Below are 10,388 nucleotides of genomic sequence, written 5' to 3'. Positions count from 1 at the left end.
CCGGAACAAATCGAGGCGAACATCGCGCTGTGTAGTTGGGAAAACGGCGTCAACTTGCATCTATTGGTCCGGGATAGTTACTGGCGAATCATCGCCTAACCGTACACTTAGTCGAGAAAATCGCGCGCGCACTAGCATGAACTAGAATCGCTGTCGCGCCGCTATATGCTGGAGATGATTCCGTTCGTCGGACCTCACACCGACATTATGGCACCCGATATGGGGACGAACGAGCGGGTGACATTTGTCAGTTCGAGTGGGGACGAGAGTAGTCGAATCCCTGAACCATGGAGAATCAACGATTGCCTCAATGAAGCAACGCAAGGGGGCGGCCGGTTCAATGTTCAAGAGTCGTGGCAGAATGCTCACCGCTCGAGGTATAGGCCAGATATCATCAGGATTAGACTTATTCCCTGCTGATATAGCGCACGCCACAATATTAATCGGCGATTTATTAATCCAAATCAATCCCGTGCAAATTTCGAAAAGCTAAAGAGGACGCTGATGTCGAAAAGAGACCTAGGGTAGAACACTCCATCCCTAGGCCCGAGGGGAGATGTGATGTTTAAGGTATTGGGTTACGCTTCATTGGTAGGCTTGTTTATGACCGCTGCTCTTCCGGCTTCCGCATCGATGACCGGCGTTGAATGGCTTACGCGCATGGAGCAGATGCAAGCAACGAAGGGACTTCCACCGTCGCGCCACGTTCGATCGCAGGGAACGGTGGAGGCGCTTGATGCAGGGCCGGGTACGGTCAACATCTTTCATCTCGAGCTGCGAAGTCCCGATGGCAGCATATGGATGCCAGCCATGAATATGGTCTTCCATGTGACCTCCCGCAAAATGCTCAACGGATTAAAACCTGGCGATCATATTCATTTCATCGTGGGTCGACACCGTGGTGCTGTCATGATCACCCACATCGACAAAATCCCCTGACGGATGTGTTCCAGGGACCCGATCCAGCTTCTGTCTCAACGACGGCTAAGCGATTCAACTGGCGGCTTCAAACTGCTTCATTATAGGCGAGACGGACCCAGCCGTGAGGTCCAGATAATCCCCGACGTCTTGGCGCAACGTCGAGAGGAAATTCACGGCGCTTGGCGTGGCCTGCGAGCAAGCGTACCTGCGATTCACTGACTTCTATATCCACGAATGTCGTCTAGTGTTCGTCTACTCTATGTTGCCAGGATCGTTTGCTTAAATTCTGGGCACGAATTTGGGCGCTTACGTTCGACCAAACATTAACTTTAATCAATACATCGCTCGAGATTTTCGGCTTTCATATCGACGTTCGATGCACGCACGGAGAAGTTCGATGATCACGCGGAAGATGGTTGCTATCGCAGTTGCAGTTCAGTTCATGGCGGTTCCCGCCATGGCGCAGAGCGCATCTGACAAAGGTAATGCGCATCATTATCAAGGAGGGGTGAAAACGGGAGTGCCTCATTCAACGACGCATCCAAAGTCCCCGTCTAAAAGAACCGGTGCGAATACTGGGACTGGGGGTCATCACTATGAAGGCGGCCCCAAAACGGAGGTGCCTCACCACATGGGTGACAAAAAATAACGAGGCGCGGCGCTGGGAAGACGAGAATGAGGGCGGGTTTCGCCTGAGCTTCTTCTACGGAAACCGCAGGGCGCGGCTAAGCGTCGATGTTTCGGGCCGTATCCTGCGGCGTTCCACCGTCGACTTTGGCCTACGGCCAATTCGAGCACCGATGCGCAAGCCCGGAGGCTAGGCGACCGGATACGCTTGCGGTTATTGACGCTTCGGCCAGGCGGTGGGCGGGATCGGAGCATCGCTCTCTTCGAACAGAACCCGCTCCGCGGCACCGTCAAGGTCATCGTACTGACCGCTTTTCAACGACCACATGAAGGCGGCGAGCGCGGTCAAACCAATGCCGATGGCGATCGGGATCAGGTAGAAATAATCCATCATTCCGCGGCCTCCAGCACAGTGGGACCTGCAACGCCGGTGGCGGAAACCTCGGCCGCCTGAGTGCGAGGCGCGGTCCGCTCTCCCTTCAGCCGCAGCGCGTTCGCCACGACCACGATGGACGATCCCGACATCGCCACCGCGGCAGCCAGCGGCGTCACATTGCCAAGGACAGCAATGGGCACCGCCACCAGATTGTAAACAACCGCCAGTGCCAGATTTTGCCGCACCAGACGGCCAGCCGCACGGGCCAGCGCAATCGCCTGCGGCACCGCCGAGAGACTCTCATGCAGGAATACAAGGTCCGCGACGTTGCGGCCAATGTCGGCCGCCGAGGCCGGGGCCATCGATGCATACGCGGCTGCCAGCGCCGGGGTATCGTTCAGCCCGTCCCCCACCATCAGAACCTTCCGGCCCGCAGTCGCAAGCGACGCCACGTGTTCGGCCTTGCCGCCCGGCAGGACGCGCGCGGTATATGGAACGCCCAGATCCGCAGCGAGCACGCGGACCGGTTCCTCCCTGTCACCGGACACCACCTCCATCGCAAATCCGTCGCTCGTCAGTCGGGTGATCGCCTCGCCGACATCGGCGCGCAGGCGATCGTTGAAATGAAACTCGGCCAGCTGACGGCCATCCTTTGCAAGGACGACGGACGCCTCGTCGGATGGCGGAGGCAGCTCGCTGGCGCATGACAGCGCCCACGCGGCGCGGCCCAGACGATAGACCGATGCACCGGACCGCGCTTCCAGTCCCGACCCCGGATGCTCGGAGATGTCCTCGAACGACATCGGCGGATTTAGCGTTTGGGCGGCGGCGAGCGCGCGCGAATAGGGATGGCGGGAATGCGACGCGATGGCCGCTGCGATCGCCAGGGTTTGCGGGGTGACGGCGCCGGTATCGATCAATCGCGGGTTGCCGAGGGTCAGAGTGCCGGTCTTGTCGAACACCACCGTGTCGATCTCGGCGAGGCGCTCCAGCGCGCCGCCGTCCCTCAGCATGATGCCGTTCTCGAATAGCCGCCTTGCGGCAACGACCTGCACCATCGGTACCGCAAGATCGAGCGCGCAGGGACAAGTAATGATGAGAACAGCGATTGCGCATGTGACCGCGCGGTGAATGTCACCCGTCACGACCAGCCACCCGATCAGGGTGACAAACGCCGTCAGATGAACCACCGGGGCATACAGTCCCGCTGCCCGGTCGGCGATACGCCGATAGGTCGAACGGCCCTGCTCGTCCGCCTCCATCATCCGCACCATTTCCGCCAGGAATGAATCCCCAGCTGCGGCGGTGGCCACAATGGTGAGCGGCCCGGTCAGATTCAGCGTGCCGGCACGCAACACTGAGCCGGGTGAAGCCAGTTGCGGCACGCTCTCGCCGGAGACAAGCGACACATCGAGATCGGAAATTCCCTTCGTGACCCGCGCATCCACCGGAACACGCTCGCCCGCGGCGAGCATGATCGTCATACCAGGTTGAATCTCGCTGACAGAAAGATAGGTCTGGGTGCCGCCGGGCTGCACAACAAGTGCACCACGCGCCGCCAGACGCGCCAACCCCTTGACGGCGGGCCGGGCGCGGTCGCGCATCATGTGATCGAGAGTCCGCCCGATCAGCAGAAAGAATAGCAACGAGATCGAAGCGTCGAAATAGGCATGCGAACCGCGTTGCACCGTTTCATAGAGACTCATGCCGAACGCCAGCAAAACACCCAGCGAAATCGGCACATCCATGGCGGTGCGGCCATGCTTGAGCGCGCGCCACGCGGAACGAAAGAACACTCGACCGGAATAGGCGAGCGCCGGGAATGCGATCAATGCGGAAATCCAGTGAAACAGGTCCCGCGTCTCGGGTTCCGCCCCCGACCAGATCGACACCGACAACAGCATGATGTTGCTGGCGGCAAAGCCGGACACCGCCAGCGCGCGCACCAACTCGGACAGCGTGCTGTCTTTTTCGTCCGCGTCGATGTCGAAGAGATGAGCTTCATAGCCCGCTCCCCTCAGCGCTTCGATGAAGGGCGGCGGCACACCGTCCGCGCGCCATCGAATCGTGACCCGCCGTGTCGAGAGGTTGACGCGCGCCTGCTCGACGCCATCAAGCTCGCCGAGCACCTTTTCGATCGTCCGAATACAGCCGCCGCAATGAACCGACGGGACCGAAAGGTCGGTCTGGCGAACGTCGTCGGCCACCACACGGCTCGCAAGCCGCACTTCCTCACCGGCCGCCAGTGGGTCCGGCGCGATCTGCTGGTATCCTGCACCGGATCCGCAACAGCTCATCGAATACTCCTGACGCTACGCGCCCTCGCGCTTCACGGTCGCATGGTCCGATAGGCGTGCCAGCTTCCATGACCGAGCACCGGAAACACGACGATCATACCCAGCTCAAAGCACAGGTATCACAGAAGGATCTGCAGATTACTGCGATGAATCGAACGATCGAGGAACTAAAGCGCAAGGCTGATCAGGGGTCCCAGCAAATACAGGGCGAAGCGCTCGAGCTGGAACTCGAGGCGTTGTTGAAAGGCAAGTTTCCGCTCGACCTGATTGAGCCGGTCGGCAAGGGTGAATCTGGTGGTGACATCGTTCAACGCGTCAACGGCTCGCTCGGCCAGGCGGCCGGTTTGATCCTTTGGGAATTTAAACGGACTAAAAACTGGAGCGATGGCTGGCTTGCTAAACTCAGAGAAGACCAGCGAAACGCAAAGGCCGATGTGGCCCTAATCATCTCTCAAACATTGCCGAAGGACGTTGAGACATTTGCTTTAATTGACGGAGTCTGGGTGGCCCATCCTCGCTGCGCGGTTCCCGTCGCCGTTGCTCTGCGCCAATCTCTTATAGAGTTGGCTAGAGTACGTGGTGCTCAGCAAGGTCAGCAGACCAAGATGGAATTAGTCTATCAGTATCTGACAGGCCCCCGCTTTCGCCTGCGCCTTGAGGGCATCGTGGAGAAGTTCGACGAACTGAAAGAGGATCTCGACAAGGAACGCAAGTTCATGAACCGGATCTGGTCCAAGCGCGAGGGTCAGATTCAGAGCGTCATCAAGAACACGGTTGGTATGTACGGTGACCTACAGGGCATTGCTGGGAAGGCGTTGCCAGAAATCCCGAGTCTGGACATGCCGTTGTTGACGTATCCGGGCCCCGATTGACCAAGAACAACTGCGTGGAAACATACGAAACGTATCGGCGATTGGGAGACCTCAAGGAAGAGGAACATCTATTTCCGGAAAGACTTCCTCAATTGATCCACCTTACGTTTTACGCCGACCTTCTCATCAAGTGATAGTGCTCGCTCGTAGGCCGTGAGCGCTTTCGAGATGTTGCCCATGGCCTCCAAACAAGTGCCGCTCAATCGATGGGCGCGCGCTTGCGATTTTGCGTCGGCATTCTGCTTTGCAGCGAGTGCCAGATTGATAGCAGGCAGAAGGAGGTCGGTTAACTCTCGCGAAGGCAGGTTCTTCGTCTCGCAGAGAAGCTCTTCGATTATAGCTAGATCGCCTCTTTGCAATCCCGCAGCCAGCCACTTTGTTCGATCCAGAAACGTGCCGTCGATGCCGTATGCGAATGAACCCCGATCGCGATATTCAAGAAAAATTATTTGTCCATCAGCTGAAAAGACGTACTGATCCGCCCAACCCGACGCGGCCTGCCAGGAGCTTATCTGAATGCCCGCGGCAAGATCGAACACGAACAGCCGCCCGCCGTCCTCGCTTGGCGCATTGGCCGTTTGGCAAATGGCCCAGCGGCCATCGGCCGAAAGGCCATTATTGAAAAGATTGGCTTTCAGTTTCCGCGCAATGATGGGCTTTCCATCGGGACGAAAGGCCGCGAGTGTTCCGCTCAACGCCTCGACGGCGCCCCAATCGTTGAGAATAAATACACCGTTATCCGCCACCTTCCCGTCATTCGGGCGAGGCATGCTCCCTTCAAAAACGACTTTACCCCTATCGAGAAAGATATACCGGCCGCGGCGAGATTGGTTCGGCCCACCGTCCGTCCACGCAATCGTGAATCTTCCATTGGGAGACCGGCTAGATTCTCCAAAAAAGTCGCGAGACGGAATCTGAATGAACTCGTCACCGAAACCGATATCGTTGTCCGCAATGTCGGACGCGACAGAAGTTTGCTTGTGCTTCCCGAATAATCGACCCCAGAGCCCCATCGAACCGTCCTAGCAGCCCTAGACGAACTGGGCGCGGGATATCAATTGAGTCCACTCAGTTTCGAATTGGCGGACGCTAATCCCACGGCAGGCGTCAAAATAGAACGGTTTTGCAACTCATCCTTCTTCACTTGCCTTGAGTAGTCAGGAGTCTTTGTTATTTGCGCGCTTCTCGAGGTTGGCACATCGCTCCATCAGTGCGTCGAAAGTTTCCGGCGTGTCCATCAGAAGGCCATCCCTGACCATTTGAAGATAGTCTTCCTCAAGCGCCGCGCGGGCGGCACCTTCCGGCACGAGTTTCAAATTGCCGTTTACCGCGTTGTGGTAGTCGACGACTTGGCCATCTGCACCCTTTTCCGCGAAGAACCAGCTTTTGTGTTCGGCCACAGCTTCAGCAAGGTTTCGATCTGCGAATGCGGTATCCGCTATTCCCGCATCGTCCAGCCTGACAAGATCGTACCAGTGACGTGCAAAGCGCTCGCCTCGCAGTCTCCCTTGGACGCAGAAGACGTGAATCGCGGTAGCTTTTTCCCAAAAGGTGCGCTCCGCTTTCATCGTCCGCGGTCGAGCGGTCGGAAATTCGAGACTTTCTAGGTATTCGGCCGCATCACAGATTACATCGTGGACTTCGCTTGGCTCGCCGGTTGATCTCGCGCCGAATTCAAGCATGACGGAGGAGCTGACGTAGCCATTGCCAGTTTCCAAGGCGTCGTAGGTCACGTAAAGTTTCTCGCCGTCCACGGTTACTTTGGCGCTCAGGTTGTCCGCCGCGAGACGCGCTTCAATCGTTGGAAGAGCCTTGTCCTTTACCCATGCCGGAAGCCGCGCGCGTACTTGCTCGCTCCACCGCTTCCCTTGGCTGCGGCTTTCGGGGACCGGATTATTGTCCGATGATTTTACGAGGTCGGGAGCGATTGCTCGGATATCGTAAGTAAGGTCGACATCTTCGGAGAAACGACGGATTGCGCCGTATACCTTTGACAACGACGTTCCGCCTTTGAAAACGAGATGCTCTCCTAATGGAGAGCTAAATAAGGCATCTAGGCACCAAACGACCCAGATGTCCTTTTCGAGGAGATGCGCCGGGCGCCCCGATTCAGAAGCGGCGACGGCGAGCGCCTCTCGGCGCTCAGCGTCTGGGAGGTTCAAAAACTTGTCAGACATGAACCGATAGTCCACTTACCGACTTGGCAAGCCAAGTCGGTAGTGAAGATGCCGCTGTCTTAAGTTCGCTAACCTCAGTGGAAGTCAGCTTATGCTTCAGAGTGAGCAAAGCACCTTCCGCTGCTCTCGGTCCGAACCAAGCAAGTGCACGAACTATCTCGCCTGTCCGACGACCGGCTAATGCGAGCTGCCATCGCGGCACATGCTTAAACTCGACGACCTGCTTTCCGAGATGGAGTTCGCGCGACGGACCAGAGGTCAGATAAATCTGACGGACAGGCACCTGCGTGGTCAACCCGAGATGGTTGGCAGCCGCAGCACCGCTCGACACGATTGTCTCGCTGCTCTGAGCTCTCGCTGCCTCAACAACCTTTTCGACCGTCGGCGCTCTGACGCCGAAACGACTTTCGATCGGACGCAGATACACCCCCCGTCTGGCGCGCAGGAGTTTTCCTCGCGCGACAAGGCGCGACAAAGCCTGATCGACGGCCGCGCGTTTTCCAAGATGCAGAAGTGCCTTGGCGGCAATCGGCGCACCTTCAGGAAAACCTTTGGTCTCTTCCAAGATCTGCGTGCTGAGATGGGTCATGGTCTTTCTCCTGTCAGAAACATAGGAGAACTTCTGACACCATGCAAGAGGTGGATTGATTAAAAATAGTTAAATTTCTACAATGACTTATGGAAAATGGGCCGCTTCGGCCATTTCTTTGGAGCGCATCTCGCGCGCTCCAACCGCGCCATCAAGCATGCAGAAGGATTACATGGAACTCGGTCGAGGCTCGTCCTTACGCATGATGTAACACACGCTTCCAAGGTCAGTCGGGCGGCGCTCGACCCATTTATAGACCTGCCGAAGTCACGGCGCTGGCCACCACTGCCAAGTAGTCTCGGCAATCTTAGGATAGTCGTCGGGATCCCAGAGTGCCTCCCACTCTCCGTCTTCCGCTTTCGTCTTTTGTATCGACAGCACCGCCCCCCAAAGCATCAGGAAGCGGAACGTTTTTTTGAGGTATGGAACGAGCAATTTGAGGGACACTGTTGCGCGGTCATACGTCTTTGGCCTGCCGTAGGCTCCCGCTATGGAATGAGCGAAGCGGAGTAGATCGCCGGTCGGATCGACGGCATGAAAATTTGTTGTCATCCGATTTCGCGCTACGGTCCTCGAACCTATGATCCTGTCTTCCTCTTCCCGGGTGCGACAGCGGCTCTCGGCATCGTCGCCTGCGGAGCCGGCAACATCGGGCTTGCCCGATCGATACCGAGCTGGAACGCTTGCGCGGCGTCGACGAGTTCGAGCGCTCCGGACCGACCGAATGAAATCTCCAACCGCTTCCGACGCAGATCGAACGTGAAGCTCACGCCGTCGCGGGCATAGGTCACTCGCCGCGCGCGATCGTCGTCACGGACCGAGCCGCCCTGCTCCTGCTCGATGTCCTCGAGCTTGTCCACCAACTCGTCAAAGGTTGCGTCGAGGCTTTCGAACTCGACAACCAAGAGCTCGAATTCACTGCCAAACATCTCGTCGATCGCGGCCCTGTGCGTTGGCCATCCCTGCTGCAGTTCGAGCCGGCGGCGAAGGATGTATTCGGCCGGGTCATCTGGATTCTGTCCCGTCTCGATCGAATACCGAAAAGCCGGCGTGTCAAGATTCCCGCTGCCGGAGTCGTCTTCCTTGCGCACGTCCCGTCTTCGAAGCTGCAGCGCCGCGCGTGCACGTTCATAGTAGTCCTGCAATTCCTCCGCGACCTGATCGGTCAGCAACCGATGGCACCAGCTCTCGGCCGACTCGTTGATATCCTTCGGAACTGTGTGGAGACCCTTCCGAAAGCCATTGAGCCGACTAATCGCGCCGGTTTCCACGCCCTCGAGAAACTCGCTATTGTTCTTCATCCTAATACCGATCAATGCCGCATCGGCGGGCACCGAAGGTGGCCTCGGCACGTGCCGGATCCTGAACGAGTTCGACGCGCTCAGGATGGCTTGCGGCGTCTGGCGCCCGCGTAGGCTGGTTTCGCGAGTGATGTAGCGCCGCACCTCCTGCTTCAGGTAGTCGCGCAAACCGGTGTCAGTAAGCCAGCGGTCGTCCGTCAGCGCCTCCTCCGCGCGACCCGACAATGCCTCGAGCAGGAAATGCGTCCAAATTCCGTGCCGCAAGGCGGCCGACGGATACGACTTCTCGCGTGGAGAGCATGACAAAAACACGCCGCAGTACCAGCCGCTTTCGAGAAACCGCTCCACCTCCTCCGCGTCGAGGTTCGATATGACATCCCTCGACGGCACGACGTCCTGAAATTGCTCGGCGCAAGCATCGATAAATAGGAGCGAACGCCGGCATTCGCTCTGCGACAGCGGTTCAAGCAAAACTTCCCTCAAGTTGAGCGAGGTGTCGGCGACGTTCGTGCGGCTGGTGTCGTAGGCGCTGAGACGGTTGCCGCCCGCTCCGTGAAAGCCGTGCCCCGCGTAGTAGAAGACGAAGAGATCGTCTTCGGCGAGGCCGCTCAGCCTGTAGCCCAGCTCGTTCTTGAGCCCCGTCAGGCTTGCGTCGGAATCTTTGAACACATTGATCTCGACGTCGTCAGCCGGGAGATCGGCGAACATCGACCGCAGCACCGCGGCGAAGGCATCGGCATCCGCGTGGGCGAATTCAACCTCAGGCAGGTCGCCGCCGCGATAGTGCTCCAACGCCACCACCACCGCCACGATCCGGCGGATCGGTTTGACGGCCGGTGAGTCTTCACTGGCTTCCTTCCGAAGTGGCGGCTTCTTGATCTTAAGGGCCAACGAGGTTCTCCGAGTTGCTCAGCGCGGGCTCTTTGATGTAGGGCGTCTCGGAGGCCGGACAATCGGTGAATGCCAGGAATCCGGGCAGATACCGATGTACAATCTCGATTTCTGATGATCCAGGTCCCGCTCTAGAATTCGAGGCCGAGCAGGAGCGCTAACTTCGATCGATGTGGTAAGCGGCCGGCCCTGCCCACCTAATCAACCCATTATAACCTTCGCCACCGAATCTCCGTCGCTGCCAGCACCGACATCGAAAGATTTGTATGGGCGTTGTACGGAACCTTGAGGAGAGCGATAAAAACTACCACCCGGAAGTGTCAATACGCTCTATATT

At 58.0% G+C, this 10,388-nt stretch carries 9 protein-coding genes and 2 pseudogenes; 4 read left to right on the top strand and 7 right to left on the bottom strand.

Annotated features, from left to right (window positions below):
* Positions 1 to 138: 138 nt before the first annotated feature.
* The 3 genes and pseudogenes from BN32_RS28240 to BN32_RS27830 all read left to right on the top strand — a co-directional run.
* Positions 139 to 240 (top strand): annotated as a pseudogene (locus BN32_RS28240) (Glu/Leu/Phe/Val dehydrogenase dimerization domain-containing protein); the annotation flags it as partial.
* A 321-nt stretch (positions 241 to 561) separates the two neighbouring features.
* Positions 562 to 939 (top strand): copper-binding protein, encoded by a 378-nt coding sequence (locus tag BN32_RS18515; protein WP_244438196.1) that lies wholly within the window; start codon positions 562 to 564, stop codon positions 937 to 939.
* A 578-nt stretch (positions 940 to 1,517) separates the two neighbouring features.
* Positions 1,518 to 1,742 carry a DUF6522 family protein gene (locus BN32_RS27830; protein ID WP_244438195.1) on the top strand — a complete coding sequence of 75 codons (225 nt, stop codon included), beginning with the start codon at positions 1,518 to 1,520 and terminating at the stop codon, positions 1,740 to 1,742.
* A gap of 20 nt (positions 1,743 to 1,762) precedes the next feature.
* Here the strand turns inward: BN32_RS27830 and ccoS are convergent, their stop codons facing one another.
* Both ccoS and BN32_RS18505 read right to left on the bottom strand, forming a co-directional pair.
* Positions 1,763 to 1,942 carry a cbb3-type cytochrome oxidase assembly protein CcoS gene (ccoS, locus tag BN32_RS18510; protein WP_040426672.1) on the bottom strand — a complete coding sequence of 60 codons (180 nt, stop codon included), beginning with the start codon at positions 1,940 to 1,942 and terminating at the stop codon, positions 1,763 to 1,765.
* Positions 1,939 to 4,221 carry a heavy metal translocating P-type ATPase gene (locus BN32_RS18505; RefSeq protein ID WP_019198841.1) on the bottom strand — a complete coding sequence of 761 codons (2,283 nt, stop codon included), beginning with the start codon at positions 4,219 to 4,221 and terminating at the stop codon, positions 1,939 to 1,941. The genes ccoS and BN32_RS18505 overlap by 4 nt, the downstream gene beginning before the upstream one ends.
* 116 nt (positions 4,222 to 4,337) lie before the next feature.
* On the opposite strand from BN32_RS18505, the pseudogene BN32_RS18500 reads away from it, so the two are divergent.
* Positions 4,338 to 5,093: pseudogene (locus BN32_RS18500) on the top strand (DUF2130 domain-containing protein); the annotation flags it as partial.
* 68 nt (positions 5,094 to 5,161) lie between these two features.
* Here the strand turns inward: BN32_RS18500 and BN32_RS18495 are convergent.
* From BN32_RS18495 to BN32_RS18475, 5 genes are all read right to left on the bottom strand, one after another.
* A complete protein-coding gene (locus BN32_RS18495; RefSeq protein ID WP_019198843.1) occupies positions 5,162 to 6,106 on the bottom strand; it encodes a tetratricopeptide repeat protein in 945 nt (314 codons plus the stop codon).
* Between the two features lie 144 nt (positions 6,107 to 6,250).
* Positions 6,251 to 7,270 carry a nucleotidyl transferase AbiEii/AbiGii toxin family protein gene (locus tag BN32_RS18490; RefSeq protein WP_040426671.1) on the bottom strand — a complete coding sequence of 340 codons (1,020 nt, stop codon included), beginning with the start codon at positions 7,268 to 7,270 and terminating at the stop codon, positions 6,251 to 6,253.
* Positions 7,263 to 7,859: a DUF6088 family protein gene (locus BN32_RS18485; RefSeq protein ID WP_040426670.1), complete on the bottom strand. Its 597-nt coding sequence runs from the start codon at positions 7,857 to 7,859 to the stop codon at positions 7,263 to 7,265. Before BN32_RS18485 ends, BN32_RS18490 begins: the two co-directional genes overlap by 8 nt.
* A 267-nt stretch (positions 7,860 to 8,126) precedes the next feature.
* A complete protein-coding gene (locus tag BN32_RS18480; protein WP_019198845.1) occupies positions 8,127 to 8,411 on the bottom strand; it encodes a hypothetical protein in 285 nt (94 codons plus the stop codon).
* 26 nt (positions 8,412 to 8,437) lie between these two features.
* Positions 8,438 to 10,051, bottom strand: a complete 1,614-nt coding sequence (locus BN32_RS18475; protein WP_019198846.1) for a caspase family protein — start codon at positions 10,049 to 10,051, stop codon at positions 8,438 to 8,440.
* Positions 10,052 to 10,388 lie beyond the last annotated feature (337 nt).

The organism is Afipia birgiae 34632, assembly GCF_000308295.2.
In the GTDB taxonomy this organism is placed as follows: Bacteria; Pseudomonadota; Alphaproteobacteria; order Rhizobiales; family Xanthobacteraceae; genus Afipia; species Afipia birgiae.
The sequence above is the reverse complement of the archived record's forward strand: the minus strand, read 5'-3'. Positions and strand labels throughout refer to the sequence as shown.